This is a genomic window from Saezia sanguinis (assembly GCF_003991585.1).
In the GTDB taxonomy this organism is placed as follows: Bacteria; Pseudomonadota; Gammaproteobacteria; order Burkholderiales; family Burkholderiaceae_C; genus Saezia; species Saezia sanguinis.
This window is the reverse complement of the sequence record NZ_PQSP01000010.1, coordinates 1-25,024: the sequence shown is the minus strand read 5'-3', so window position 1 is coordinate 25,024 and position 25,024 is coordinate 1. Positions and strand designations below refer to the sequence as shown.

Genomic DNA, 25,024 nt, shown 5'->3' with positions numbered 1-25,024 from the left:
ATAAAGGCAAAATCATGCCTTTATGCCGATGTGTTATACCTTGCCTTGCTTGGCCACGGCGGCTGCCGCAGCAGCAGCGGCTTTTTCGTCGCCCAGGTAATAGTGCCGGATGGGCTTGAGGTTCTGGTCCAGCTCATACACCAGTGGAATGCCATTGGGGATGTTCAGGCCGACGATGTCTTTTTCAGAAATATCATCCAGATATTTGATCAGCGCGCGGATGCTGTTGCCATGGGCGGCAATCAGCACACGTTTTCCGGCCTGAATGCTGGGCGCAATTTCCTCCTGCCAGTAAGGCAGCACGCGGGCCACGGTATCTTTTAAGCACTCTGTCAGCGGGATCTGCTGAGCATCCAGTGCCGCATAGCGGACGTCATGGCGCTGCCCGCGCGGGTCATCTGCGGTCAGCGGCGGGGGCGGGCAGTCGTAGCTGCGGCGCCAGATCAGCACCTGCTCATCGCCGTATTGCTTGGCCATATCTCCCTTATTAAGCCCTTGCAGCGCGCCGTAATGGCGCTCGTTGAGCCGCCATGAATTGCGCACCGGCAGCCAGGTGCGTTCCATCTGGTCTAGCGTATGCCACAGTGTCCAGATGGCGCGTTTGAGTACAGAGGTGTATGCCAGATCAAAATCGTAACCGGCCTCCTTGAGCAGCCGCCCGGCCTGCTGAGCCTGTTGTACGCCTGTATCCGTCAGGCCGACGTCTGTCCATCCGGTAAAACGGTTTTCCAGATTCCAGGTCGATTCCCCATGGCGAAGTAAGACCAATTTGTACATGATGAGACATGCTCCGTGAAAAGGTAAAGAATCAATTTTATAATGATGTTTGAATAGGCGATAAAAAAAGGGTGTCATCTGGTGTTTGACCGATGGCACATTGTTTTGTTAACGCGGTTTTTTACGGTACCAAGGAGATTTTGTGGGCTTTATTCTTCAGAACTGGTTATTGATCCTGGTGGCAGTGATTGCAGGGATTGGTTTGTTTCTTCCCAGCGCACGCAGAAGCGGCGGGGGCGGTCTTTCACCGGCGCAGGCAGTCAGGGTCATCAACCATGAAAAAGGGGTTGTGGTCGATGTCCGTCCACAAGACCAGTTCGAGGCTGGACATATTGTGAACGCCCGCAGTCTTCCGCTGGAATCGCTGGCTTCTGAAGGCGTCAGCGGCCTGCCGACCAATAAAACGCTGCCATTGATTGTGGTGTGCGCAACCGGGCAGAGTGCCAAAAAAGCGCTGCCTGCACTTAAAAAAGCGGGCTATGAAAGCGTGCAATTGCTGACCGGCGGGCTCAGGGAATGGGCCAAAGCCGAGTTTCCGCTGGAAACCGGCCCGGCCAAACCGAATAAAGCCAAAAAATAACCATTTTGTGGGTTAAATACAGGGCGGTATCTGGAAAAATACGATACTGCCCCTATATAGAAGCAATGTCATTCAAATAACGGAGCAACCAGTCATGCAAGCAGTCAAAATGTATACCACCGCAGTGTGCCCATATTGCCAGCGGGCCAAAATGCTGCTCAAGCAGCGCGGCGTTGAGCACATTGAAGAAGTGCGTGTGGATACCGACCCTGCACAGCGTGATGAAATGATGAAGTTAACCGGCCAGCGCACTGTGCCGCAGATTTTCATCGGCACGACCCATGTCGGTGGGTGTGATGACCTGATGGCGCTGGACGGCCGTGGCGGACTTGTGCCTTTGCTTGAAGGGCAGCCGCAATAACCGGCAGCAGTGGTTCAGATGTACAGATTGTGAAGGTGGCAGGTAAGCGCGTGCGCCTTTGAGGTTTTGTCGACAACACTAGGCGCAGATGCCTACTTGGGTGATAATGCCCTTTGTGTTCTTTTCAGTGCTTTTCATTGCGAAAAGCGTTATTCTTCTATTTTGATAAGCAAGATTTTATTATGGCAACAACAAACGGTAACACCAATCCTAACACCGGAGCACAGGCACCGCAGGCCGCAAACGATCAGCCGGTGTTCAATATTCAGCGTCTTTACATGAAGGAAATGTCGCTGGAGCAGCCCAACTCTCCTAAAATTCTGCTCGAACAGGTGCAGCCGACTGTTGATATCCAGTTGCAGTTGGGTAACGAAAAAATTGCTGATAACAGCTACGAAGTTACCGTAACCGCCACCGTGCACACCAAGGTGAATGACCGCACGCTGTTCCTGGCCGAAGTGAAAGAGGCTGGTATTTTTGAACTGCGCAATATTCCGGCAGACCAGGTTGGTCCGGTGCTGGGGATTGCCTGCCCGCAGATCATTTATCCGTATTTGCGCGCCAATGTGGCTGATGTGATTAGCCGTGGCGGCTTCCCGCCGGTGCATCTGGTGGAAATCAACTTCCAGGCCATGTATGAAGCCCAGTTGCAGCAACAGCAACAACAGCAGCAAAAAGGCGATACCGGTACCACCACCATTGCAAGTGCATAAGCCTTTGGTGAAAGAATCCATAAAGGCGAAACAATGAAAATTGCCATGCTCGGTGCAGGGGCCTGGGGAACAGCCATGGCGCAAAGCGCTGCGACCAGGCATCAGGTCGTCCTCTGGTCAAAAGACCCCGAGCATGCGCATGCGGTACAGCAGGAACGCGAAAACAAGCGTTTCCTGCCTGGTATCGAACTGGATAAACGCCTTGAAATTACCTCCGATCTCGATGCAGCATTGGCTAACGCTGATCTGATCGTGCTTGCCACACCGATGGCTGCGTTGCGTGAAATACTGCTTACGCTGACAGCCAGACAGGTGCACTGTCCGGTCATCTGTCTGAGCAAAGGCATTGAAGAGCCGCAGCCAGGGGCCACGGTTGGTCTGCTGGGACATCAGGTGGCGCAGCAGGTGGCGCCGGACTTTGTTCGCCAGAACGGTTTTGGTGTGCTTTCCGGCCCGAGCTTTGCCAAAGAGGTGGCCCTGGGCTTGCCTACCGCCGTGGTGGTTGCCAGCGAACAGGAACGTGTATGCGAGCAGGCTTTGGCGGCTTTTCACAGTGAACGCCTGCGTGTTTACCGCAGCGATGACCCGATTGGCGTTGAAGTCGGCGGGGCCGTGAAGAACGTGCTGGCCATTGCCACCGGCCTGGTGGATGGTTTGAAGCTGGGCATGAATGCCCGTGCCGGGCTGATTACCCGGGGCTTGGCGGAAATGGCGCGTTTTGGTGTGGCGCTGGGCGCGCAGGCACAGACGTTCATGGGCTTGAGCGGCCTGGGTGACCTGGTTTTAACTGCAACCGGCGATCTGTCGCGCAATCGCCGTGTCGGCCTGCAACTGGCCGAAGGCAAAACACTGGAACATATTCTGCAAACCCTTGGGCATGTGGCCGAAGGCGTTTACAGTGCACGCTCCATTGTGATGGCCGCGCGCCATCTGGGTGTGGAAATGCCTATTTCCGAAGGGGTGCTGGCGCTGCTGGACGGCAAGATGACTCCCGATGCGGCTTTGCAGGCGCTGATGCAGCGTGAAGCCAAGGCGGAGTGGGACCTTTAACCTCCGGTTGACATTTTCTGTGCCTGGCTATTCCGGGAACAGCCACAGTATTTCAGACATACACTATTTTGAATGTGGTATAAAAGGGAAGGCTTGGCCTGAAGGTCTTGGTATTCCACAATTCCAACGAGAGGGTTCCCTATGATATCTACATCTTTTATTCGCCGGTCAGTCCATTTTTCTGCATCTGCGTTGTGTGCAGTCGTTTTATCCTGGTCGGGTGCGGTTTTGGCACAGGGGGTGATGAATTTGCCGGCACCGGAAAAAACCGGCGGCAAGCCTCTGATGGAGGCTTTGGCAGAACGCCATGCTGCACGCGATTTCAGTGACAAAGTGATTTCAGCGCAAACCTTAAGCGACCTGTTGTGGGCAACCTGGGGCATTAACCGCCCGGACGGCCACCGTACAGCGCCGACAGCACGCAATAAGCAGGAAGTGGAAGTGTTTGTAGTCATGGCTAGCGGCGTGTGGCGTTATGACGCAAAGGACAATACGCTGGTCAAAGAGCTGGATGAAGACTACCGCGCCCAGTTTGACAATGCGCCGCTGTCTTTTGTCTATGCCGCACCTGATGGCCGGTATGACCCGCTGCATGTGGGTGCCCTGTTCCAAAATGCCGGGCTTTACAGTGCATCGGTGGGTTTAAACAATGTGGTGCGTGGCGATAACTATATTCCCGTTTTGCAAGGCAAACTGGCTTTGCCTGAAGGCTATAAGATTTACATCACTCAGTCTTTTGGCTGGCCGCCTCAATAAGTGTGCTCTGATCTTCAAAGGTGGAGGTTTTAAATGCACTGCTTACGCAGTGCATTTTGTTTACTGAATGGGTTGCAGATCAGACGTTGCCATATTGACCAGTGCGGATTGCCCATCTGGCGTTACCGTGAATATGCCATAGTGGGCAGCTTCCCACCGCTTGCCATCGCCCTCCTGGAAAAACCAGGCATCAGCCGGCAGTGTCCAGCGGCCGCTGCGGTAAACCAGCTCAATACGGGGTTCTCCTTCACGTGCTTCACGGTGCAGGCGGGCAACATGGTCGGGCCCTATATCCAGATAGGCGTACCGTCTGGCCTGCTCAGGGGCGTTGGCAAGGGCAGAGCCAATTTCAAAATTCACCACCATATAGTCTCCCTGCATCAGGGAACGCGGGTCTACCGGCGCCAGCGGGATCAGTACCTGAAAATCGGCCGAGCGGATCTGCTCCTGCTTCCATATGCTGCTGTTAATACCCCCAAAAGCAACGACAGCGGCCAGTGCCAGCAGGGCCATGCTGACCACAGGTCTGGCGGGAAAAGGTGTTGTTTTTGACTGCGCTGCAGGTGAGGGTGTTTGTGCCGCCGGCTGCTTCAATGACTTACCGGCAAATGCCAGCACCAGTAGGACAAGCCCTGTGATGGCCAGCCACGCAGCTTTGTGGGCTAGAGTCATGTGCAGGTTGTAATACAGCGCTCCGATGATCCACAGCGCGGCAATTCCTGCGAGAATGGCAATGCGGTAACGCTGCGTTGCCAGTGCCATGGTTCCCAGGGCCAGGCTGATGGCCAGCAGGGGGCTGATGCACGAAAAGACAGTAACCACCAACAGCAAAGCAATGACACGCCCGTGTTGCAGAACTTTCCAATGCATGCCTGACCACCACCACGCAATGGGCAATGTTGCCAGCGATATCCAGGTCAGCGGGTAACGCATGTATTCAACCAACAGGCTGCCAAAGGCAGTTTTGCCTGAGGTTGCTCCGAAACTGGTAGGAAGAAAACCCCCGACAAACATGGCCTGCCCGGCGCTGATGGCGACTGCGATCAGGGTGGCAGCCACCCAGCCGCAAAGTATGGGTTCCAGATGCAACGCCAGTTTCCAGCGGCCTTGCCGGACAATGGATTGCTGTGCTGCAATAAAGACCATGGCAACCAGTGGCAGGGTCAGTACAGCAACGTACGATTGTGGGAAGCCGATAGCGCCGGGAAATACCTGAAAATAAAGATACAGCCACATGGCGGTGGCAAAGCCGCCGATGGCACGCCCCCAGTTGATGGACAAGGCAAACGTGCAGATGCCGCACAGTATGCTGATAAGCAGCGGAACCTGTTTTTCCCTGATAGGGCTGTCAACCAGAAAGCCTACGGTGATCAGTCCGATACCGACAACCAGCAAAATAAACAGCAGATACTCTGCAAAAAGACGCCGTTGCGATTTGCTGTGCAATGTAACCAGCGCACTTACCGTGCCCAAAAAACCGCAGATAAAGAAAAAGACTGAACTGTCGATGAGATCTAGCTCGTAGGCGATCAGGCCGAAACAGGCGATAAATAACAACGATGAAATGAATGCGCCAATGAATGTCAGCACCATGGTGGACCAGGGTGTGTGTTCCTCAAGCGAATATGAAGGGCCAATGATGCCTTGCTCTATAGCCTGTTGCAGGCCGGTTACCCAGCGGGAAGGTGCGGGCGATGTTTTGGGGGCGGTGGTATTCATCATGCGTTACTCCCTGAGACAGAGGGGGGGTTTTGCACAGTATCTGGTGATAAAGCCTGCCGTATCTTTTTCAACAAGATGACGCCGTAAGTCAGCAAGGCAACAGAAATGATGCCAAGCAGCAGTGTGATGAAAATCCATCCGATAACTTCGAGATCCATTTCTATAAAGAGACGGATAGCGGATGCCACAAGCAGTACATCAATGCAAAGCATGCACAGGGCGTATATGCTAATATCCAGGTACCGTGCGGTATACAGGGCACCTGCAATAGCTGCCAGAACCAGCAATCCAAACAAAGCCATCCATTGCGTATGGTCGAACAGATGCGCCAATGCGGTGTAGCCTATGAAAATAACCCCCAGGCAGGCAACCCAGCGGAACGCCAGATGCGATGCGCCGCCCAGCCATGCCTTGAGTATGCCGCGCGGGTACATGGCAGCGGCCAGAACCAGGATGACACCCCATGACACCCATGTGACGGAGGGCGGCATAGACCATCTTCCACTTTGAGACAGCCACAGGCTGTTGGCAATCAGTACAATGAAAGTCCACGGTATCCATACTGCCTGATGCCGGGCGGCCAGTGCAATTGGCAGTGCCATGGCGGCCCAGATGGCAAACAGCCGCCAGCTGTCGGCACTGGTACTGTACACCTGTGCATACAGTGCCAGCAGGCCGCCCAAGGCCAATAGCGCGAGCAGCAGAGCCGCCGGGCGCAGGCGGGTTGAAAAGCAACCGGCCAGCAGACTGACACCCAATGTTGTTTGTGCAATGGCAAAGCGCTGGAAGTTGGAAAAATCCTGCCAGTTGGCCGCAACCCAGAAAATCAGCGCCAGGCCCAGGCACAAGGCGGCCAGAATCAGCAGCCCTTTGCGCAGCCAGTGGTCGCTGGTGTTCAGCGCTGGCTGGGGAGATGCCAGTGCCTGAAGCTGCTGAAAGCGCTGTGGGTCCAGCGATTGCTGCTGGGCAATGCGCAGCAGTTCTGTGGTGTGCTCCATAAACAGTCCGTCAGGTTATGGGTGAATGGATATAGGTTTGCCAGCAGTTTAGCTTGAAACAAGTTGTAGCGATACAGCGGTTTTCAAAGTGTATTTTGGTGATACGCGGGGTTGATCAAAACAATACTTTATTGGGCACCTGATTGTTGCAGCCATGTATGAAAAGCCGTAATTTCATTTTAAATCTGGGTATATGCAAGGCACACGTTCTAAAATTATTAACGGGATATTTCCTGTTCATCTGAAGTGAACACCTGAAAGCGCCAGCTTGTGAATATAAGATCTGGTTGGATGGAGGTATCTCTATATAATAATGGTTAAGCTATTAATGGGTAAATTATGAGATGAAAATAAGTAAAGGTTATATTTCTGTTTTTGGGAGCTCATTAGGTGAGGGTAGAGAACTTCCGAAAGAAATAAAAGGAGTAAATTTAAATAATAATTCTAGTATTGAAAAAATGGTAAATAACTATTTAAAAATTGAACATAAGTTATGGTCCGACTCTATGCAGTTAAAAGTGAAAGAAAGTTTTCGATATGGAATTAATTATTGGCCTGATCAGGATTTATTGAATCTATACAACGAAGTGCTGCCTCAAATAGTTTTGCCAACAAATGTTTCTATAAGGGAATTTTATTTGAATGTATGGAATTTAATGTTTGATAATGAAAATATTGAGTTGCTTTCTTTTGATTACATAGAAATACCTGAGTTGGATATTTATAGTTAATTTATAAATAGATAGTGGTTTAAAATTAGTAAATCAACTCAGCGGCTAAGAGTTTGGGCACAGCGAAAGGTTGGAAACGGTGTTCATCGATAACAAGAGTGCTGCGTTGGTACGCGTTACATTACATCTGTACCGACACGATCAGGGCACTGCTGGAACTAACCTTGACGGGGCCACCACAGACACAATAAAGCTTTTTATAGATTTGAAAGTGTAGGTTAGAACTGTTTTCCCTCTATAATATGTATTGATGTAGGAATTCATATGAAAGAAAACACATTAGATGCATTAATAGATTCTATTTCCAATAGCAATAAAATAAAAAATTTTATCATTGGTAATTGCTCTTCAGAGGAGAAAAAAGAAATCAGATTAAATTTGGTTTATTTAATATTCAATTTTAATGGTCGTGAAATATTAATTCAATACTATGCAGCAGATGAAAGCTACCCAGATGTTGAAATAAGTTTTGATGATTTTATAAATATTGTAAAGAACAATTGAAGTTGCATTTAGAGAGGTATGGGTAGGCTATAACTTGGTGATGAACTATTATTAAAAATAGTGTGAGATTATCGGATATATCTATAAGCAAATAGATATACGGTTTTTTGATATGCAAAGTGTCATAACACCAGTTGCATTGTGATGCTCTATTTTTACAGGTACATCACGGTGATACAGCAAGGGGCAGGAGGGGATACCCGATCAGAAAGGCGATGAAAAAAGCTGCCGTTTCAAACGCCGCCGATATAGCCGTTCTGGCGCCAGGCCTCGTAGACGACAACGGCCACTGTATTGGAGAGGTTCAGGCTGCGCTGGGTTGGCAGCATGGGCAGGCGCACCCGCTGGCTGGCAGGGAAAGCGTTAAACACATCGGCAGGTAGCCCTTTGGTTTCACAACCGAATACCAGCCAGTCGTCCATTTGCCAGTGGTTGTCGGCAAACGGGCTGCTGCCTTTGGTGGTGAGTGCAAACATGCGTTGCTGTACGGGCTGTGCACGTTGCAGAAAGTCCTGCCAGTTGGCATAGCGCTGCACATCGGCGTATTCGTGATAGTCCAGTCCGGCGCGGCGCATGTAGCGGTCTTCCATGGAAAATCCCAGCGGTTCGATCAGGTGCAGGTCGCAGCCGGTATTGGCGGCCAGGCGGATGATGTTACCTGTGTTGGGTGGAATTTCCGGGTGGACAAGGACGATGTGCATACAGCAGCAGAGTGCGTGATGAAAACAGTTTTGCATTTTAGCGCTGATTGCGCTGCTCCGGGGTACGTGCAAAAACCCAGGCGCTGACTTTGCCTGCACCGGCCGCTTTGAGTGCCCGGGCCGCGGCGTCCAGGGTGGCGCCGGTGGTCATGACATCATCGACCAGGGCAATGTGTTTTTCTGCCAGGCGGTCATGCCAGCGGGGAGAAGCCGTGAAAGCATGGCGCAGTGCCTTGAAACGTTCTTTTCGCTTCCGGTGTGTCTGGCTGTCATGTTCGTGTGTGCGTATCAGTACATTGGAGGCGCATGGCAGTTGCAGCAGTTTGGCCAGAGGGCGGGCAATCTCCCAGGCCTGGTTATAGCCGCGTTCGCGCATCCGGCTGGGCGCTGCGGCAATGGGAACGATGAGGTCTGGTCGGTTGTCGTTGAGGTGTTGCGTAATGGCCATCTGCATTAACTGTGCAATGACTCTGGCGTATTCTGTTCCCTGATGAAACTTGAAGCGTTGCACCAGTTGCCGCCAGGGGTCTGTGTAGGGCACAGCGGCGATGGTGGCATCAAAAGCGAAGGGGTGGGTGAGGCACTGCCCGCAGATCTGTTGCGCTGTGGCCGGCATGGGAATGGCACAGCGGATACAGCACGATGTGCGCCGAAGGAACAATGCATAGCAGTTTGCACATAGGCCATGTGAGGGCCAGTGCCGGCAGGCGGCACAACGGCTGGGCAACCATGAAAACAGGCCATGGGCAGGGTAGCGGGCAGGAAAGGCCGCAGAAAATGGTTGAGGCTGGGAATGAGGCAAAATCGCAGTCTGGCATGCATCTTCCCCGTCTGTGCAGAAAGGTGTTTCGCAGGTGGGGGGCATGTTTTCTGGCTGCTTCATGGTTATCACAGTATACCGGCAGCATGGCCGTTGGCTTAAGGTAGACTAAGTGTTGTTTGGTTTAATGGTATTTCATGACAGAAAAGACGTATAGGCCGATTGATTCCTGGGCCGTGAACCGCTGGCGCAACATGCAAACGACACCGCCCTGGCTGCATCAGGAGGTTGGACGGCGCATGGCCGAACAGTTGCAACTGATCAAGTACGAGCCACAGGTGTGGCTGGACTGGCCTGCACTGGCCGATGGCAGCCATGAGCAGATCATGCAGCGCTATCCGCAGGCGAAAGGCATTCTGGCCGATGATGCGGCGCAACCTTTGCAGCAGTTATTGCAGCAGTTTCAAAACCCTGGTTCGTGGTGGAAACCGGGCCGCTGGAAGAAAGCGGCTATCACTGGGTGTGCGCCTGCTGAGTTGCAGGCGGGCTGTGCCGATTTGCTGTGGTCCAACATGGCGCTGCATTTTTGCCCGGACCCTCTGCAACAGATGAAGCAATGGCAGCAGTTACTGCAGCAGGGCGGGTTTGTGATGTTTTCATGCTTCGGGCCTGATACGCTCAAAGAGCTGCAGACTGTGTATGCCCGCAACGGGTGGGGCAGGCCTGCAGTTGATTTTGTTGACATGCACGATCTGGGCGACATGATGATGCAGGCCGGTTTCACCGACCCGGTGATGGATATGGAGTTCATTGAGCTCAGTTGGGCCAGCCCTGAGGCGCTGCTGCGTGAATTACGGACGATGGGGATCAATGCGCATCCGCAGCGTTATGTGGGGCTGCGTACGCCGCGCTGGCTGAATCAACTGCATCAGGCTTTTGCACTGCTGTCTTCCCAGGACCCGGATGGTAAAACGATTTATTCGCTGACGTTTGAAATTATCTACGGGCATGCTTTTAAGCTTGGCAGCGGTATCCGGGCAGAAGAGGAAACCGCTGTGGGGCTGGAGGACATGCGGGCCATGTTGCGCCAGCGCAGATAGGTTTAATGGTTGGTTTTGTTTCAAGGGAGTGGTGATGAGTCAGACATATCATATTGCGGTGATTCCCGGTGATGGCATTGGCAAGGAAGTGATGCCCGAAGGGCTGCGGGTGGTGCAGGCGGCTGCCGGTAAGTTTGGCCTGTCGCTGGAGTTTCACACGGTTGATTGGGCCAGTTGTGATTACTATGCACAAACCGGGCAGATGATGCCGGATGACTGGAAGGCGCAACTGCAGGGAATGGATGCGCTGTATTTTGGCGCGGCCGGCTGGCCGGCCACGGTACCGGACCATGTATCGCTGTGGGGGTCTTTGCTGAAATTCCGCCGTGAGTTTGACCAGTACATCAACCTGCGCCCGGTTCGTCTGTTCGAAGGGGTGCCGTGTCCGCTCAGCGGCCGCAAACCGGGCGATATTGATTACGTGGTGGTGCGTGAAAATACGGAGGGCGAGTATTCGTCAGTGGGTGGCGTGATGTATGCCGGGACTGAGCGTGAGGTGGTCATGCAGCAGTCGATTTTTTCGCGCTTTGGTACTGACCGTGTGTTGCGGTTTGCTTTTGAGCTGGCCCAGTCCAGGGCGCGCAAGCACCTGACGGTTGCGACCAAAAGCAATGGCATTGCCATCAGCATGCCCTGGTGGGACGCCCGTGCGCAGGCTGTGGGAACCGAGTATCCGCAGGTAACGGTTGACAAGCAGCATATTGATATTCTGAGTGCCCGCTTTGTGTTGCAGCCCAACCGTTTTGATGTGGTGGTGGCTTCCAACCTGTTCGGTGATATTCTGTCTGATCTGGGGCCGGCGACCACGGGCACCATCGGGCTGGCGCCTTCGGCCAATCTCAACCCTGAGCGGCAGTTTCCGTCGCTGTTTGAGCCGGTGCATGGTTCTGCACCTGATATTTATGGCAAGGGCATTGCCAATCCGGTCGCCATGATCTGGTCTGGCGCACTGATGCTGGACTTTCTCACTCACAGTCAGGGTGCAGGGCGTGCGGCACACGATGCGATCATGCAGGCCATTGAGCAGGTGCTGGCCGCGGGGCCGCGTACGCCGGACTTGGGCGGCTTGGCCACGACGACAGATGTTGGGCAGGCGATTGCCAAAATTGTGGCAGCCTGATAAAAATCAGGCAAATGCACATCTTTTATCCGGCGCTGTAGGCCTGTGCGGTTTTGACGGCGGTATTGAACCGGATGAGGATTGTTGTGGCGGTGTGCACAAAAAGCGACAAGATGATGCGGTAGAAGACAATGGAAAGCGGTGTGCCGGGAATGCTGTGCGATGAGGTTTCTGACAGTGAGGTGAGAGCGTTTATACTGTCGTGGTGTTTAAAACCCTTAACTGTTTACAGTCTCAAAGGGTACATTCTGGTTATTACATCAGCTAGTCAAAGGAATTTCAGCATTGGATATCCCGCGTATTTTTAATATTTCAGAAAGCGCCCACCGCATTCATAACCCGTTCACACCAGAAAAGTATGCCACTCTTGGCGCTGTGTTGCGCCTGGAGCCAGAGACCCGAGTGCTTGACCTTGGCAGTGGTTCGGGCGAGATGCTGTGCACCTGGGCACGCGATTACGGCATCACGGGTGTTGGCGTTGACATGAGCCAGTTGTTCAGCGAGCAGGCCAAACTCCGCGCTGAAGAACTCGGGGTGGCTGATCGGGTTGAGTTCATCCATGGTGATGCTGCCGGTTACGTTACAGACAAAAAGGTAGGTGTGGCTGCCTGTGTCGGTGCCACGTGGATTGGTGGCGGCGTTGCCGGCACCATTGCGCTTTTGGAGAAGAGTCTTCGCCCCAATGGAATCATCCTCATTGGCGAGCCTTACTGGCGGCAGTTGCCGCCGACGGAAGATATTGTCAGGGGATGCTCTGCCAATTCTGTTGCCGACTTTCTCATTCTTCCTGAGCTTGTTGCGTCTTTCGGTGACCTTGGCTATGACGTTGTAGAGATGGTTCTGGCTGACCAGGAGGGCTGGGACAGGTACGAGGCGGCCAAGTGGCTCACCATGCGCCGCTGGCTCGAGGCGAATGCCGACGATGACTTTGCACAAGAGGTTCGAGCTACGCTGACCCAGGAACCCAAACGCTATGCTGCGTATACGCGTGAATACCTTGGATGGGGCGTGTTCGCACTGATGGCACGGTGATGTAAGGTTGTTTCTGGCACCAAAACAAAAGCGGACATGTCCCGTGAGGAGCATGTCCGTTTTAAATTGCCAAATGTGTCAGTAGTTATTTATAGGCTCGCTCTCTGTGAAGCCTGTGCGTTATGCGTATTGCGCCTCCTGCAAGGCAGAGCGCATCTTTTTCATTGCGGCACTCTCAATCTGACGGATCCGCTCAGCGCTGACACCATATTCGTGTGCCAGTTCCTGCAGCGTCATGCCACCGCTGCCATCATCGTTGACCTTGAGCCAGCGCTCTTCAACAATACGGCGGCTGCGTGCATCCAGGCTTTCCAGGGCCTGCCCGATGCCTTCGCTGAGCAGGCGGTCATGGTTGCGCGCTTCCAGCATACGGGTGGGTTCGCTCTTTTCGTCAGCCAGATAGGTGATCGGGGCGAAATGTTCTTCCTGATCATCTACCGGGGCTTCCAGAGCAATTTCTCCGCCAGCCAGGCGGGTTTCCATTTCCAGCACTTCTTCAGGTTTGACCTTAAGCTGCTGCGCCATTTGTGTGACTTCGCCTGGCGTCAGCGTGGTGCGGTGCATGTCATTGTCTTCACCGTCCTTCATGCTGTTGCGCATTGAGCGCAGATTGAAGAACAGTTTGCGCTGTGCCTTGGTAGTAGCCACTTTGACCAAGCGCCAGTTTTTCAAAATGTATTCGTGAATTTCCGCTTTGATCCAGTGCAGCGCATAGCTGACCAGGCGCACCCCCTGGGTCGGGTCAAAACGTTTGACCGCTTTCATCAGGCCAACATTGCCTTCCTGTATCAGGTCTGCATGTGGCAAACCATAACCGAGGTATTGCCGTGCGACCGATACCACCAGGCGCAGGTGAGAAAGCACCAGTTTTCCGGCAGCATCCAGGTCGTTATGCTCGCGGTAAGCGCGGGCATAGCGGTTTTCTTCTTCTTCTGTCAGCAAGGGCAGGTTATTCACTGCCGTGATATAGGCATCCAGATTTCCCAGGGACGGGATTACCGCCCAGGAATTAGCCACGGCGACTGCATTGTTTGTTTTTTTGCCGGCCATGACGCTGTCATTTTGAGGGACGAGCATACCTTTACGTGTCATCAGTAACACTCCTTTCCTGATCAGGATATTAGCACTCTCTGGTTGAGAGTGCTAAACGTGTGCAACATACCCTTATCCGTGTGGGGGAGTCATCCGTTTTCATCAGAAATGGGATGCTGCCAACGATTCCTACCCAATGTAGAGTAAATCAATCGGGAAAAAGTTCAATGCAATGTTCAAAAATATCAATGTGATCCCTTTAGTATTACAGGTAATGCCTGTTTGCCAAAGGAAAAGCATCGATGATCCAGAGATAACCGGGGTCTATTGAAGCAGAATGACCCGTGGATAAGGGAAAAACTTTCGGCGGACAGCAGGATGCGGGCCCTGTTCCCCGGTTTTGAACCGGCGAACAGGGTATATAACACTATTGAACCACCGGGGCTGCTCCGAACATATAGGCATCCATGTTGATGACGCCGTTGGTGGTCTGGCCTTCGATGTATTTCACTTCTGACAGGGCATCGCTGCCGGCCCCCATGGCTACAAACAGCGGCATCAGGTGGTCGGGCGTGGGATGGGCGCGTGCACCTGCAGGCGAGAGCTCACGGTAATGCAGCATGCTTTCAAGGTCGCCTTGTGCCAGATGTTCTGACACCCAACTGCGAAACTCCTGCACATAAACCGGGACGGGGGCACCATCGGGCTGCATTTCATGCAGGTTATGTGTCAGGCTGCCTGAGCCAATGACCAAAACGCCCTGGTGACGCAACTGGTTCAGCGCCTGTCCGAACTGGTATTGTTCTGCCGGCGACATGGATGGATACATTGAAATCTCTGCCACAGGCACATCTGCATCCGGATACATATGGCGCAACGGCACCCAGGCGCCATGGTCCAGGCCACGCTGCGGGTTATTGGCCATGCTGTGAAGGATGGTGGGCTGCACGCTGTCCATAATCAACTGCACCGTTTCATCATCAGGCCCTTTGGCCGGATATTGCAGGGTGTACAGTACAGAGGGGAAGCCGTAAAAGTCATAAACGGTTTCGGGCTGCTGCGCGGTACTGAGCTGGGGCGTGCGGCTCATCCAGTGGGCTGATATGACCACAATGGCGCGCGGCTTTGGCCAGGGGCTGACCAGTTGACGCAGAGCCGGGGCAATCGGGCCTGGCTCAACGGCCCACATCGGAGAACCGTGGGAAACAAACAGCGTGGGGAAAGTCGTTTTCATAATGGCCTTTGCTGGTACAGACGAGGGCGTGTTAATACGCCCTGACAGTTTATCGTAGATTTGGATCTGTACACCTGATCAAGCTGTTATATCGGGGGAAGCAGGCACTTTTTCAAGGGTCCTGCGCTCTGAGGCGCTTATATAGGCCGGCATACTGATCAGGGATGAGTCAGGGGGCTACAATAACACTGGCGACAGATGGTGTTGTTTGGGTATGGCAGGTATGGCAACGATTCACGCGCGGTACCTGGAGAATCAGGCACAGGCCAAGCTGCTGGAGGCAGCTTGAGAGCAAACCGGGCATGGAAGCAGTAACGGATGAGCAACGGATGAGAATGGAGAAAAATACGACGCGCATGCTGGTATGGCTGATTGGTGCGGTAATCTGGGGTACTGGCATGCATGTCGGTGCGCAGCCACAGTCACAGCAAACCGGAGGGGTAACCGAACCTGCGGTGGCCAGGCCGGTGTGGAATGTGGGAGACCTGGTTGCCGAGGGTCGTAACAGTTGGGGTACACGGTTGTATCGCCTGTTTCGGGGGGTGACGCCTGAAGGGTTTTATCTGGTGCAGGATTTTTACCGGATTGGCCAGACACAATATACCGACCCGTATGTGCTGATGAATCTGGAGCAGGTGGTTGACCCGGATTTTGAGTTGCAGGGCAGAGAGATTACCGGCCCTTATGTCGGCTGGTATATCAGCCTGCTGAAGCGGGTGGAAGGGCAGTACCAGAACGGGCTGCAACAGGGGGCATGGACATACTGGCGTGAGGATGGCTCCAAAATGCTGCGGGCCTTCTATGAAGGCGGCCAGAAACATGGTCAGTGGACATACTGGTTTGAAAACGGGCAGGTATTTCGTGAAGTGACATATGCCGAAGACCTGCCGCATGGCACATGGACGGAGTGGTATGAAAACGGCCAGATGAAGCTACTTGCACAGTACCAGCGCGGGCAGTTGGATGGGCGACTGAACCAGTGGTACGAAGATGGTCGCATATGCCTGGAGGGGCAGTACCGGCAAGGGGCGAAGCAGGGCAACTGGCTGCACTGGTACCGCAATGGGCAGATCGAATCCAAGTTAACGTATGTTGACGACGTTTCACAAGGCGTTTACACGCAATGGCATGACAATGGCCAGAAAAAAGTAGAAGGGCACTACACCCAGGGAGAGCGGTCCGGTTTATGGCAGGAGTGGAGTGTGTACGGGGATCTCATCCACACGCATGACTATGGCGAGCCTGGGCCACAATGATGATGCGTTCATCAGATGGATGTGCTTGCCGCTACGCGCAGCAGCATGTCATTGCATCAGCGGGCCTTGGCCCGCATTTTGCGGCGGTATATCCAGACGCTGGGCAGCGCAAGCCCCAGTGACAGCGAGCCGACAATGAATGAAGCACGCAGAAAGTTGGTGACCAGTTGATCCATCAGCTCAGGCGTATAGCCCAGTTGCGAGAGTTTGATCAGTGCAATCATGGCGGTATAGGCACTGACGCCGGGGCACATGGGAATGACGGCCGCCACGCTGATGACTTTCGGGTGCAGGGCATGTTTGTACGCCATGATGATCGATAACGCGCCTACCGCCAGTGCCGCCAGCAGTGTGGCCCACTCGATACTCAGGCCGCACAAGGTAAAAATGGTGCGCAGGCCATTGCCCACCGCGCCCAGAATGGCGCAGTATTTCAGGTAACGGGCCGGCACGTTGAACACCATGGCAAAACCCACTGCCGCAATGGCTGCCAGCACCATACTTTGCAGTATCAGAAGCAGGTTCATTGCCATTGCTCTATCCCCAGTAGTGACATGGCCATCACAATGCCGATGCAGGTCGTCAGTGCCAGCATGCTGGCAATCACCCAGCGGGCAATGCCTGTATTGACGTGGCCTTTGAACACGTCAGACACGGCGTTGATCAGCGGAAAGCCCGGCACCAGCAACAGGATGGATGATGCCATGGCAATCGAAGGGGTCGCCACAGGAATAAAGCGCATGATCAGTCCGCAGGTCAGCGTGGCGGAAAAAGCGGTAATGCATGCGTTGATCATCGGGTGCACATGCCAAATCGCCATGCGCTGGCGTATGAACATGGCAATATAGGCAACCACAAAAGTCAGCATACAGGCACCCAGGCTGCCACCGGCCAGGCGGCAGAAACAGGCGCACCCCAGCCCCACCATCAACACCACCAGCCAGTTGGGGTGGCGCACCTGGGGAATGTTGTGCAGCATCTGCTGTACCTGTTCATAATCCAGCGCTTGCTGCTCGGCGGCCAGCACAATGCGCTGCACTTCTGATACCACCTGCATGTTAATGCCCCGGTCCATGCTTTTACGTGCGGTGGTCAGGCAGTATTTGTTGTAAATGGTGGTCAGTACAATCGCATTGGAGGAAATGGAACTCTCCACACTGTCCATGCCCAGCGCCAGCCCCAGCCGGGTGGACAGTTCGTCCACCAGTGCGGTTTCAGCACCATGCTGCAACAGCAACTGGGCACACAGCGCACACGAGCGTGTAATGATCCGCTGTTTTTCAGACTGGTTTTGGGTAGGGGTTTCGCTCATGGTGATTGAACAGACAACAAACTGATCGCGGCGTCAAACACTGCGGTTGTGCTTCATAGCTGCCATTATAGATGGAATGCTGACCGCACTGGTAATTGGCCAGCATGTTCTGATGCAATCTTGGTTCAGTCGTCAACAGCCAGATGCAGCAGCCAGTTACCTTCTTTGGTCGGCAGGGCAAAGTCCTGCCAGTGGGCTGCGTAGTAGACCCCTTGCGGAGGTATAGCCAGAATTTCATAGGCCACACCTGCAATAGAGAGGCTTTCCAGTTCGGAAAAGAATGCGGCAATCAGGGTATCTTTGGTTCTTTGCGTTAGGACTTCGGATGCCTGTGTATGAAAAAACCAGCCCAGAAGCGGTTGTTTCAGTGAAATATGTGGTGCTGCAGGCTGAGGTTTCAGCGTGATGTGCCACTGATCAGGTGGTACAGGTTTGCAGTTTTCTTTCAGGTACGCTTCTGTATCGGCCTGATAATAGGCGGTTACATCCTGCATCAGCCCGCCCCGGTCAGGCAGCTTTTCGATGGAAAAACTGAAAGCCAATGGGACTTCTTCATTTATCAATGCGATGGCATGTAAAAAGCCGTTAAGCCGTTGCGGTGAAAAAGGTTTCATAAAAAGATGTGTGCACCGTCGTAAGAGAAAAGCCTTTGAAAGGCGACTGAAGCGGGTTTTATAAATGGATTCCGGGGGCTGCACGGCGTTGTGCTGTTTATTCTCCCGGTACATAATGTTCTATTTGTATCTTTGCACAACAAGTGATGATGGTCAAGATTGCATTAAGCTATTCGCAACCGCTGGTATTGTACCTGGGGCTATCCTATGATGTATTGCTGCCGCAATGGAAAACGAAGTATGCTCAGGCTGCCTGGGCAGATGAGTGGGATTATTGGGAGCAGATGTGGGATGACACACTTGGCTTTTTATCGCATGCGCTGGCCGAGCACGGGTGTCAGGTGATTCAGTGTGACCATATCAGCCCGCTGACCATGCAGCCTGAAGAAAACCCGGCCACTATGCACAAAGATCTGCATACGCGCTGGCGTATTGTTGCGCAACCGCCTCATTTCGATGCCGGCATCATGCCCTCAGCATTAACCGCCGCCAGGCTGCATGGCGGTATTTTGTATTACCTGTACGATGACCGTTATGGGCGAAGGCTATCGCTGATGAATGAGGGTTAGCCAGTTTCCGGTGTTGCAGGCCGTTATTGGCGCTAATGGCCCGAGCGGTGTATAGTATCAACCTGACAGGGCTGTGCATAGCTGGACATAGAACCATGTGGCCAGTAACAAGTGACAGCCGGATATGAACAACGGGGAAAATATGGCAACTTATTCAATCATTGATATATTGGCGCGCGTTGCAGTGGTCGTCATCATCAGTGCGCTCTTGTGGCAGTTCATGAAAAAGAAATAACGCACCTGAGTTTTCATCAAGCGCGTTATTTCTGACGTGCACTTATCAATTCAATGCACTGGGTCACATGGTTGTGATGCCAGTGCATTTTCATTGTCAGCGGCCAATACCGCTATAGGTAAAGCCGGCTTCACGCATGGCTTTGGGGTTGTACTGGTTGCGGCCGTCAAACACCACCGGCTGGCGCAGCAGTTTTTTGATCAGGGCAAAGTCCGGGTGGCGGAACGGTTTCCATTCGGTCACCAGCACCAGCGCATCGGCCTGTTCCAGTGCGGCATACTGATTGTCTGCCAGTGAAAGCTGACCGCTTTGCAAAGCGGGGGCAGGTAATTCGTGTTTGGCCACTTCGTGTGCCACCGGGTCAAATGCCTGCACCTTGGCGCCGGCTTGCAGCAGCGCGCTGATCAGCACCTTGCTTGATGCTTCACGCATGTCGTCGGTTTCGGGCTTGAACGCCAGGCCCCACACGGCAAAGGTTTTGCCCTGGAGGCTGGTGCCAAAGTGCTGGGTGATTTTTTTGAACAGTACCTCTTTTTGCTGGTCGTTGCGGTCTTCTACCGCCTGCAGCACTTTAGGCTCAAATGCCTGCTCGTGTGCCATGCGGATCAGGGCCTTCACATCTTTCGGGAAGCATGAGCCGCCATAACCGCAGCCCGGGTAGATGAAGTGGTAGCCAATGCGCTGGTCACTGCCAATGCCCAGGCGCACCTGCTCCACATCGACATCGAGTTTTTCGCACAGCGTGGCAATTTCGTTCATGAACGAAATTTTGGTTGCCAGCATGGCGTTGGCGGCGTATTTGGTCATTTCGGCATCGCGCACCCCCATGAAAAACAGGCGCGGGTGATTGCGGATGAAGGGCTCATACAGTTCGCTCATCACCGCACGCGTCTTGTCGCTTGCGCAACCCACAATCACCCGGTCCGGGCGCATGAAGTCGTCTACCGCTTTGCCTTCCTTGAGAAATTCGGGGTTGGATGCGACATCAAATTCAATATTCGCGCCGCGTTTGTCCAGCTCAGCCTGAATGGCGGCACGGACCTTGTCTGCCGTGCCGACCGGCACGGTTGATTTATCCACAATGATGGCCGGGCGCTGCATGTGCGCGCCAATTTCACGCGCTACCGCCAGCACGTATTGCAGGTCAGCCGAGCCATCTTCACCGGGAGGCGTGCCCACGGCAATGAAAAATACGTCGTTGTCGTCCATGGTATCGGCCAGCCGGGTGGTGAACAGCAGCCGGCCCGCATCGTGATTTTTGATCACAATGCTATCCAGCCCCGGCTCATAGATGGGCAGTATGCCTTTTTTCAGGCGCTCGATTTTGCCCTGGTCAATATCGACACAGGTCACCACGTTGCCCATTTCGGCAAAACATGCGCCTGTCACCAACCCCACGTAACCTGTACCTACAACTGTGATATTCATGATGGACCGTTATTCTCTTGTCAAAACAATCAGTGTATTGTACTGCGATAGCAGCCAATGCCTCTGTCAACTGTCAGGCAATGATACCTGCATCCGCTGCCACTTTTTTGATTTAGGCCAAGGGCAGTTGACTGTGCACCTTGCACCAGTCGTCGTGCAAGGCCCTTACCTGTTCGGCCTTCGGGTCGGTAAATCCTTTGCCATACTGTTTAACAAAATGACAGGTGGCATAGTTTTGCGTGGTGTCTTCGTATTTTTCAATCCATGATAGGCGTGCCGGCAATCCGGCTTGGCTGATGTCCCAGATGCGGCGCTGCGGTTCAATGTGCTGCCTGATGCCGGTGCGCCAGGGCTTGGGTGTCAGCCGGGCGCGAAAACAGTTTTGCAGACGACACATGCGCACGTACATGGGGTCGGGCAACGCAGTTTCAATTTGCTGCCATATGGCCTCATCTGCAGGGTCGAATGTGCGGTGCAGCATCAGCAGCCGGTAACCGGCAGATGTGCGGTACACATTAAACAGCCAGTCCGGGTGGGTCTGCGCCAGCGCTTCTATACGTGCCAATGCACGCTGTTCAGGCTTGTTACCGGAAAAAAGAATGGACTGGGCAATGCGTTCAATCATCTCCAGGAGTACAAATGAGATAAGCATACCGGCCAGAAATCCCAGGCCGATACTGCCCATGACGGACTTCTTCCAGATAAATATGAACATTGCGGCAACTGTAACCCACAAAACCATGAACAATGCCAAAGAAAAAAGGCAACCAAATACAGGACGTTTTTTCTCGATATCCACATCGATGAACATCACATCCGGTGTATTTAGGCACAGTGCACCGTAGGCATTGCGGGTAATGACATTTTCGCCTTGTTTGTGCACAACCTCTTCCCGAATGGGCAACCCATCTGCACCGTTGTAGGCAAATTTACGCTCACGCCGCTGAATATCGGGCGCTTCCATCTGCCCGGACAACACTTCCTGCATGGCTTCGTGCACGCGCTGCTCGGCATGTCGTTGCGCATCTTCCTGGCTGGTGTCAGACCAGCCCAAGCGGCGCAGAGTTACTTGCCGGCGGGGTTTTTGCCCGGCAGGTGTTTTGTACTGTTCGCGGGCTTCTGCCCAGTATTTCGGAACCAGCATGATCGGTAAGCCTTTGATTAGGGTGAGGTATCTGCGCTGCTATCTTAAACCAGCTTGACTAAAACAGCTTAGCCTATTGCTTCAGGCAAGCGGGAGTTGGCTGGCTGAATTGGTCAGGCTGTCGTGCTGCTGGCTGATTTGAAGCAGACTTCCTATATTTTGGGACACGTATTAATCGTGTTGTTCTGGTGCTGTTTCGGGGCGTTTGGCATAACGGTTTGCCAGCATGGCACACACCATCAGTTGAATCTGATGAAACAGCATGATGGGCAGAATAAGCAGGCCCATTGGCTGGCCGACAAACAGGATCTGGGCAATGGGAACACCTGTGGCCAGGCTCTTTTTGGAGCCACAGAACACGATGGCAATTTCGTCTTCCTTGTTAAACCCCAGCTTACGGCTGCCAAAAGTCAGAATCAGCATGATCAGCGCCAGCAGGATCGAGCACACCACCAGCAGCCAGACCAGCGTCTGGAACGATACCTGGTGCCAGATGCCTTCCATGACCGCTTCACTGAACGCGCCATATACCACCAGCAAAATGGAGGACTGGTCAACATATTTCAACCAGGATTTATTTTTGATGACCCAGTTGCCAATCCAGCGGCGCGCAATCTGCCCGGCCACAAAGGGTACCAGCAGCAACAGCACGATTTTATAAATGGCATCAAGCGAAAACGGGTGTTCACCGCTGCTTTGCACGGTAAACAGCAAGCCCACCAGCAACGGCGTGAGCACAATGCCGATCAGGTTGGAAAACGATGCAGCGCAAATGGCGGCCGGAATATTGCCCCGTGCCACCGAAGTGAATGCAATGGAAGACTGCACGGTGGAGGGCAGGGCACAGATGAACAGCATGCCCATGTACAAGGTGCTGCCCAGTACGGGTTCAAAAACGGGTTTGAGTATCAGCCCGAGAATGGGAAACAGTGCAAACGTTGCCAGAAAAATCACCAGATGCAGCCGCCAGTGCAAAATACCGGCAACAACAGCATCGCGCGAAAGCCGTGCACCATGCAAAAAGAACAGCAGGGCCACAGCGATGTTGGTCATCCATCCCAGTACAGGTACGGCGCTGCCGTGTGCCGGTAAAAATGTGGCAAGCACGACCATGCCGATAATGGCTAATACAAAATTATCTGGAAGGAAGCGAGGGCGTTTCATGGTAGCAGGGGGGAAGACCAATCTAAATTTTTGAATAATAAAACGGAGCAGAGCCATTATGCACAAAATTCTCATCCCCAGGGCCAGGATGAGAATAGTTCATGACAGTGATCAGACTGTTTGTGCAAAAGGACAGCCTGCTTGCGGTTGGTTTTGGCGCTGAAAAGGGAGCCGCGCATTTTCAGACGCCATTGTTGCCAATCATGGTGCTGATGTCTCTGTTATGCCCCTGTCAGAACAGGGGCTGTGGTATGTCATTCATAATTTGAACGCATCGCGCTGATGCGTTTTTGAGGCAAAGGCGGGTGGACATTTACATATCTTTACTATCAGGAAAAAGAGTCTTCATGTACCGCTTGTACAGTAAGGTTAAACATTACATACCAACCAAGCTTGGAATCAATCAGGGCAAATCAGTGGATTTGAATACAACAGGAGATTGATGATGAAGATGAAAAGCATTGCATGTTCTTTGATCGCTGTGACGATGCTGGCCGGGCAGGTTGCTTCTGCGCGGCCGGACTCTCACCGCCGCGGCGGCCCAGAAGGGGACTACCCGTCGTGGCAGTACCAGAACGGGCGCCATCAAGGGGGGCCAGCATACCGGCCACATGCCGGGCCCAACAAATACCATCCCGGGCGGGGGCCGCATGCCTACAGGCCTGCAGCCCATTTCAAGCCGGGCGGATATTTGCCCCCTCATTACCGCGGGCACGGTTACTGGGTTAACGACTGGAGAGGCTATGGTCTGAGACAACCGCCCAGAGGACATCATTGGGTCCGGGTTGGGGATGATTTTGTGCTGATTGCAGTGGCTACCGGCATCATTACATCCATTCTGCTGAGCAATTAACACCAGCTCTTTGTTTCCGGCGGTGTGGTTAAACACCTTGTAAGGCGTTGCGCCATGGCACAAAAACACAGTGTCATGGCGCAATCTATTTGATGCCGGCAGTTTTACCGGCCAGTAAGGGGGCGGCAGGCAAGACAGATGCAGGTGTTCCATTTGGCTGCCTTTAGCGGGTGCGTATTTTTACATTTCTTTACAGAATGAAAATGAAATTGTTACACCTGTATTGTTAAAGTAGAACCAACGTTCTGGGCAGAGGTAGTGCAAAACAAATGGCATTTTTCGTTTTGACTGTTTCAGAAAGTATCAGTGAATCAATCGATAAACAAGGAGTCGATTATGAGAATGAAAGCGTTGACCTGTGCCTTAGTCTCCCTTTCCATGCTGGGAAGTTCGGTTGTACTGGCGCAGCCCGCGTCGCAGGACAGAGGCAGCCAGGAGCGGCCACAACAAAATACCAGCCAAAATCCAGGACGGGGTCAGAATAATAACGGCAATTCACAAAACCAGCGTCCTGAGGCGAACCGCCCTGGCAATGGCCAGCAATCGGGGCAGCAGTCGTCACGCCCACAAAACCAGCGTCCCGAGGCAAACCGCCCTGGCAATGGTCAGCAACCTGGGCAGCAGTCATCACGCCCGCAAAATCAGAACCAGGATCGGCCGCAGTCACAACAGCGGCCAAACCAGTCTCCGGGCCGGGACGATAACCGCGGTCCCGCTTCCAACCAGCGTCCGCAGGCCGGGCACCCTGGTAATGGCCAGCAACCATCCCGTCCGCAGAGTCAGGGACATGACAGGCCTCAGCAGCAACGGCCAAATCAGCCTCAGTCGCAGCGCCATGACAACCAGCCCAACCGTCCGGCGGCACATTTCAGGCAGGGTGAACCTCTGCCGCACCAGTACCGTTCCCATCAGGTGGACTGGCGAGCACATGGTTTAAGGCAGCCTCCTCAAGACCATCACTGGGTTCGCGTCGGGAATGATTTTGTTTTGATTGCGATGGCCACAGGTGTCATTACCTCCATTCTGCTGAATAATTAATGCCGCATCATCACTTATGAAAAGAGCCCTGTAATCAGGGCTCTTTGTGTTTTCGGTCAGTTTAAAAAGCGGTCTGTTTTACCACTGCCATCCCAGGCCAAGCTGGATCTCATAGCGCTTGAAGCTTTCACTGCCATGCTGCAACCCGATATGCCCCCAGGTACTCAGGCGCTCGGTAAGCTCTCCCTGCACCCCGATCTTGACTTCCCCGACGTTCCTGCCGATGTCACTGCTCAGTGC

28 protein-coding genes are annotated in these 25,024 nt (G+C 53.3%); 14 read left to right on the top strand and 14 right to left on the bottom strand.

Annotated elements, in window-relative coordinates:
* Positions 1-33 precede the first annotated feature (33 nt).
* A complete protein-coding gene (gene gpmA, locus CUZ56_RS13205; protein ID WP_126980883.1) occupies positions 34-777 on the bottom strand; it encodes a 2,3-diphosphoglycerate-dependent phosphoglycerate mutase in 744 nt (247 codons plus the stop codon).
* Between the two features lie 142 nt (positions 778-919).
* On the opposite strand from gpmA, the gene CUZ56_RS13200 reads away from it, so the two are divergent.
* The 5 genes from CUZ56_RS13200 (at position 920) to CUZ56_RS13180 (ending at position 4,237) form a co-directional block, all read left to right on the top strand.
* Positions 920-1,357, top strand: coding sequence for a rhodanese-like domain-containing protein (locus tag CUZ56_RS13200; RefSeq protein WP_126980882.1), 438 nt, complete (start codon positions 920-922; stop codon positions 1,355-1,357).
* A 94-nt stretch (positions 1,358-1,451) separates the two neighbouring features.
* A complete protein-coding gene (gene grxC, locus CUZ56_RS13195; RefSeq protein ID WP_126980881.1) occupies positions 1,452-1,718 on the top strand; it encodes a glutaredoxin 3 in 267 nt (88 codons plus the stop codon).
* A 182-nt stretch (positions 1,719-1,900) separates the two neighbouring features.
* Complete coding sequence (gene secB / locus CUZ56_RS13190) at positions 1,901-2,431, top strand: protein-export chaperone SecB (protein ID WP_126980880.1); 531 nt, start codon at positions 1,901-1,903, stop codon at positions 2,429-2,431.
* Positions 2,432-2,464: 33 nt separating this feature from the next.
* Positions 2,465-3,481 carry an NAD(P)H-dependent glycerol-3-phosphate dehydrogenase gene (locus CUZ56_RS13185; RefSeq protein ID WP_126980879.1) on the top strand — a complete coding sequence of 339 codons (1,017 nt, stop codon included), beginning with the start codon at positions 2,465-2,467 and terminating at the stop codon, positions 3,479-3,481.
* A 141-nt stretch (positions 3,482-3,622) separates the two neighbouring features.
* Complete coding sequence (locus tag CUZ56_RS13180; protein WP_126980878.1) at positions 3,623-4,237, top strand: nitroreductase family protein; 615 nt, start codon at positions 3,623-3,625, stop codon at positions 4,235-4,237.
* A 60-nt stretch (positions 4,238-4,297) separates the two neighbouring features.
* On the opposite strand, the gene CUZ56_RS13175 is transcribed toward CUZ56_RS13180, so the two are convergent.
* Together CUZ56_RS13175 and CUZ56_RS13170 are read right to left on the bottom strand one after the other, a co-directional pair.
* On the bottom strand, positions 4,298-5,959 hold the full coding sequence (locus tag CUZ56_RS13175; RefSeq protein WP_126980877.1) for a GDYXXLXY domain-containing protein: 1,662 nt from the start codon (positions 5,957-5,959) through the stop codon (positions 4,298-4,300).
* A complete protein-coding gene (locus CUZ56_RS13170; RefSeq protein ID WP_126980876.1) occupies positions 5,956-6,957 on the bottom strand; it encodes a DUF2157 domain-containing protein in 1,002 nt (333 codons plus the stop codon). The genes CUZ56_RS13175 and CUZ56_RS13170 overlap by 4 nt, the downstream gene beginning before the upstream one ends.
* Positions 6,958-7,301: 344 nt before the next feature.
* Here CUZ56_RS13170 and CUZ56_RS13165 point away from each other — a divergent pair, with 344 nt between their 5' ends.
* A complete protein-coding gene (locus tag CUZ56_RS13165; RefSeq protein ID WP_126980875.1) occupies positions 7,302-7,688 on the top strand; it encodes a hypothetical protein in 387 nt (128 codons plus the stop codon).
* A 264-nt stretch (positions 7,689-7,952) separates the two neighbouring features.
* Positions 7,953-8,192: a hypothetical protein gene (locus tag CUZ56_RS13160; RefSeq protein WP_126980874.1), complete on the top strand. Its 240-nt coding sequence runs from the start codon at positions 7,953-7,955 to the stop codon at positions 8,190-8,192.
* Between the two features lie 233 nt (positions 8,193-8,425).
* On the opposite strand, the gene trmL is transcribed toward CUZ56_RS13160, so the two are convergent.
* Positions 8,426-8,893 carry a tRNA (uridine(34)/cytosine(34)/5-carboxymethylaminomethyluridine(34)-2'-O)-methyltransferase TrmL gene (trmL, locus tag CUZ56_RS13155; RefSeq protein ID WP_126980873.1) on the bottom strand — a complete coding sequence of 156 codons (468 nt, stop codon included), beginning with the start codon at positions 8,891-8,893 and terminating at the stop codon, positions 8,426-8,428.
* 37 nt (positions 8,894-8,930) lie between these two features.
* Positions 8,931-9,509: a ComF family protein gene (locus tag CUZ56_RS13150; protein ID WP_162615357.1), complete on the bottom strand. Its 579-nt coding sequence runs from the start codon at positions 9,507-9,509 to the stop codon at positions 8,931-8,933.
* A gap of 341 nt (positions 9,510-9,850) precedes the next feature.
* Here CUZ56_RS13150 and CUZ56_RS13145 point away from each other — a divergent pair, with 341 nt between their 5' ends.
* The 3 genes from CUZ56_RS13145 (at position 9,851) to CUZ56_RS13135 (ending at position 12,905) form a co-directional block, all read left to right on the top strand.
* A complete protein-coding gene (locus tag CUZ56_RS13145) occupies positions 9,851-10,753 on the top strand; it encodes a methyltransferase domain-containing protein (RefSeq protein WP_126980871.1) in 903 nt (300 codons plus the stop codon).
* A gap of 34 nt (positions 10,754-10,787) precedes the next feature.
* Positions 10,788-11,873 carry a tartrate dehydrogenase gene (locus tag CUZ56_RS13140; RefSeq protein WP_126980870.1) on the top strand — a complete coding sequence of 362 codons (1,086 nt, stop codon included), beginning with the start codon at positions 10,788-10,790 and terminating at the stop codon, positions 11,871-11,873.
* 285 nt (positions 11,874-12,158) lie between these two features.
* Entirely contained in the window at positions 12,159-12,905 is a 747-nt protein-coding gene (locus CUZ56_RS13135) for an SAM-dependent methyltransferase (RefSeq protein WP_126980869.1), read from the top strand.
* 120 nt (positions 12,906-13,025) lie between these two features.
* On the opposite strand, the gene rpoH is transcribed toward CUZ56_RS13135, so the two are convergent.
* Together rpoH and CUZ56_RS13125 are read right to left on the bottom strand one after the other, a co-directional pair.
* Positions 13,026-13,955, bottom strand: a complete 930-nt coding sequence (rpoH, locus tag CUZ56_RS13130; RefSeq protein WP_126980967.1) for an RNA polymerase sigma factor RpoH — start codon at positions 13,953-13,955, stop codon at positions 13,026-13,028.
* A gap of 409 nt (positions 13,956-14,364) precedes the next feature.
* The gene (locus CUZ56_RS13125; RefSeq protein WP_126980868.1) at positions 14,365-15,171 is read right to left on the bottom strand and encodes a DODA-type extradiol aromatic ring-opening family dioxygenase; all 807 of its coding nucleotides are present in this window, start codon (positions 15,169-15,171) and stop codon (positions 14,365-14,367) included.
* A gap of 302 nt (positions 15,172-15,473) precedes the next feature.
* Here CUZ56_RS13125 and CUZ56_RS13120 point away from each other — a divergent pair, with 302 nt between their 5' ends.
* Positions 15,474-16,427 (top strand): toxin-antitoxin system YwqK family antitoxin, encoded by a 954-nt coding sequence (locus CUZ56_RS13120; protein WP_162615356.1) that lies wholly within the window; start codon positions 15,474-15,476, stop codon positions 16,425-16,427.
* Between the two features lie 56 nt (positions 16,428-16,483).
* On the opposite strand, the gene CUZ56_RS13115 is transcribed toward CUZ56_RS13120, so the two are convergent.
* The 3 genes from CUZ56_RS13115 to CUZ56_RS13105 all read right to left on the bottom strand — a co-directional run bounded on the left by CUZ56_RS13115 (position 16,484) and on the right by CUZ56_RS13105 (position 18,353).
* Positions 16,484-16,954: a threonine/serine exporter family protein gene (locus CUZ56_RS13115; RefSeq protein WP_126980866.1), complete on the bottom strand. Its 471-nt coding sequence runs from the start codon at positions 16,952-16,954 to the stop codon at positions 16,484-16,486.
* Complete coding sequence (locus tag CUZ56_RS13110; protein ID WP_126980865.1) at positions 16,951-17,739, bottom strand: threonine/serine exporter family protein; 789 nt, start codon at positions 17,737-17,739, stop codon at positions 16,951-16,953. The genes CUZ56_RS13115 and CUZ56_RS13110 overlap by 4 nt, the downstream gene beginning before the upstream one ends.
* Before the next feature lie 125 nt (positions 17,740-17,864).
* Entirely contained in the window at positions 17,865-18,353 is a 489-nt protein-coding gene (locus CUZ56_RS13105) for a hypothetical protein (RefSeq protein WP_126980864.1), read from the bottom strand.
* Between the two features lie 146 nt (positions 18,354-18,499).
* On the opposite strand from CUZ56_RS13105, the gene CUZ56_RS13100 reads away from it, so the two are divergent.
* A complete protein-coding gene (locus CUZ56_RS13100) occupies positions 18,500-18,922 on the top strand; it encodes a hypothetical protein (RefSeq protein ID WP_126980863.1) in 423 nt (140 codons plus the stop codon).
* Between the two features lie 331 nt (positions 18,923-19,253).
* Here CUZ56_RS13100 and CUZ56_RS13095 read toward each other — a convergent pair whose 3' ends face one another.
* The 3 genes from CUZ56_RS13095 to CUZ56_RS13085 form a co-directional block, all read right to left on the bottom strand.
* The gene (locus CUZ56_RS13095) at positions 19,254-20,585 is read right to left on the bottom strand and encodes a UDP-glucose dehydrogenase family protein (protein WP_126980862.1); all 1,332 of its coding nucleotides are present in this window, start codon (positions 20,583-20,585) and stop codon (positions 19,254-19,256) included.
* Between the two features lie 112 nt (positions 20,586-20,697).
* Positions 20,698-21,729: a hypothetical protein gene (locus CUZ56_RS13090; protein ID WP_126980861.1), complete on the bottom strand. Its 1,032-nt coding sequence runs from the start codon at positions 21,727-21,729 to the stop codon at positions 20,698-20,700.
* 171 nt (positions 21,730-21,900) lie between these two features.
* Positions 21,901-22,893, bottom strand: coding sequence for a bile acid:sodium symporter family protein (locus tag CUZ56_RS13085; RefSeq protein ID WP_126980860.1), 993 nt, complete (start codon positions 22,891-22,893; stop codon positions 21,901-21,903).
* A 442-nt stretch (positions 22,894-23,335) separates the two neighbouring features.
* Here CUZ56_RS13085 and CUZ56_RS13080 point away from each other — a divergent pair, with 442 nt between their 5' ends.
* Both CUZ56_RS13080 and CUZ56_RS13075 read left to right on the top strand, forming a co-directional pair.
* Positions 23,336-23,746, top strand: a complete 411-nt coding sequence (locus CUZ56_RS13080; RefSeq protein ID WP_126980859.1) for an RcnB family protein — start codon at positions 23,336-23,338, stop codon at positions 23,744-23,746.
* Positions 23,747-24,082: 336 nt separating this feature from the next.
* Positions 24,083-24,784, top strand: a complete 702-nt coding sequence (locus tag CUZ56_RS13075; RefSeq protein WP_126980858.1) for an RcnB family protein — start codon at positions 24,083-24,085, stop codon at positions 24,782-24,784.
* A 78-nt stretch (positions 24,785-24,862) separates the two neighbouring features.
* On the opposite strand, the gene CUZ56_RS16385 is transcribed toward CUZ56_RS13075, so the two are convergent.
* Positions 24,863-25,009, bottom strand: a complete 147-nt coding sequence (locus CUZ56_RS16385; protein ID WP_369126762.1) for an autotransporter outer membrane beta-barrel domain-containing protein — start codon at positions 25,007-25,009, stop codon at positions 24,863-24,865.
* Between the last annotated feature and the right edge of the window lie 15 nt (positions 25,010-25,024).

What these genes read in the sequence shown, in the direction of transcription:
- grxC (WP_126980881.1), top strand. Translation starts at nt 1,452, where the DNA reads ATGCAAGCAGTCAAAATGTATACCACCGCAGTGTGCCCATATTGCCAG.
- CUZ56_RS13110 (WP_126980865.1), bottom strand. Translation starts at nt 17,739, where the DNA reads ATGAGCGAAACCCCTACCCAAAACCAGTCTGAAAAACAGCGGATCATT.
- CUZ56_RS13085 (WP_126980860.1), bottom strand. Translation starts at nt 22,893, where the DNA reads ATGAAACGCCCTCGCTTCCTTCCAGATAATTTTGTATTAGCCATTATC.
- CUZ56_RS13160 (WP_126980874.1), top strand. Translation starts at nt 7,953, where the DNA reads ATGAAAGAAAACACATTAGATGCATTAATAGATTCTATTTCCAATAGC.
- CUZ56_RS13100 (WP_126980863.1), top strand. Translation starts at nt 18,500, where the DNA reads ATGATGGTCAAGATTGCATTAAGCTATTCGCAACCGCTGGTATTGTAC.
- CUZ56_RS13180 (WP_126980878.1), top strand. Translation starts at nt 3,623, where the DNA reads ATGATATCTACATCTTTTATTCGCCGGTCAGTCCATTTTTCTGCATCT.
- CUZ56_RS13170 (WP_126980876.1), bottom strand. Translation starts at nt 6,957, where the DNA reads ATGGAGCACACCACAGAACTGCTGCGCATTGCCCAGCAGCAATCGCTG.
- CUZ56_RS13115 (WP_126980866.1), bottom strand. Translation starts at nt 16,954, where the DNA reads ATGAACCTGCTTCTGATACTGCAAAGTATGGTGCTGGCAGCCATTGCG.
- CUZ56_RS13140 (WP_126980870.1), top strand. Translation starts at nt 10,788, where the DNA reads ATGAGTCAGACATATCATATTGCGGTGATTCCCGGTGATGGCATTGGC.
- CUZ56_RS13150 (WP_162615357.1), bottom strand. Translation starts at nt 9,509, where the DNA reads ATGCCGGCCACAGCGCAACAGATCTGCGGGCAGTGCCTCACCCACCCC.
- CUZ56_RS13075 (WP_126980858.1), top strand. Translation starts at nt 24,083, where the DNA reads ATGAGAATGAAAGCGTTGACCTGTGCCTTAGTCTCCCTTTCCATGCTG.
- CUZ56_RS13080 (WP_126980859.1), top strand. Translation starts at nt 23,336, where the DNA reads ATGATGAAGATGAAAAGCATTGCATGTTCTTTGATCGCTGTGACGATG.
- CUZ56_RS13185 (WP_126980879.1), top strand. Translation starts at nt 2,465, where the DNA reads ATGAAAATTGCCATGCTCGGTGCAGGGGCCTGGGGAACAGCCATGGCG.
- CUZ56_RS13175 (WP_126980877.1), bottom strand. Translation starts at nt 5,959, where the DNA reads ATGATGAATACCACCGCCCCCAAAACATCGCCCGCACCTTCCCGCTGG.
- rpoH (WP_126980967.1), bottom strand. Translation starts at nt 13,955, where the DNA reads ATGGCCGGCAAAAAAACAAACAATGCAGTCGCCGTGGCTAATTCCTGG.
- gpmA (WP_126980883.1), bottom strand. Translation starts at nt 777, where the DNA reads ATGTACAAATTGGTCTTACTTCGCCATGGGGAATCGACCTGGAATCTG.
- CUZ56_RS13090 (WP_126980861.1), bottom strand. Translation starts at nt 21,729, where the DNA reads ATGCTGGTTCCGAAATACTGGGCAGAAGCCCGCGAACAGTACAAAACA.
- CUZ56_RS13120 (WP_162615356.1), top strand. Translation starts at nt 15,474, where the DNA reads ATGGAAGCAGTAACGGATGAGCAACGGATGAGAATGGAGAAAAATACG.
- trmL (WP_126980873.1), bottom strand. Translation starts at nt 8,893, where the DNA reads ATGCACATCGTCCTTGTCCACCCGGAAATTCCACCCAACACAGGTAAC.
- secB (WP_126980880.1), top strand. Translation starts at nt 1,901, where the DNA reads ATGGCAACAACAAACGGTAACACCAATCCTAACACCGGAGCACAGGCA.
- CUZ56_RS13105 (WP_126980864.1), bottom strand. Translation starts at nt 18,353, where the DNA reads ATGAAACCTTTTTCACCGCAACGGCTTAACGGCTTTTTACATGCCATC.
- CUZ56_RS13125 (WP_126980868.1), bottom strand. Translation starts at nt 15,171, where the DNA reads ATGAAAACGACTTTCCCCACGCTGTTTGTTTCCCACGGTTCTCCGATG.
- CUZ56_RS13095 (WP_126980862.1), bottom strand. Translation starts at nt 20,585, where the DNA reads ATGAATATCACAGTTGTAGGTACAGGTTACGTGGGGTTGGTGACAGGC.
- CUZ56_RS13165 (WP_126980875.1), top strand. Translation starts at nt 7,302, where the DNA reads ATGAAAATAAGTAAAGGTTATATTTCTGTTTTTGGGAGCTCATTAGGT.
- CUZ56_RS13145 (WP_126980871.1), top strand. Translation starts at nt 9,851, where the DNA reads ATGACAGAAAAGACGTATAGGCCGATTGATTCCTGGGCCGTGAACCGC.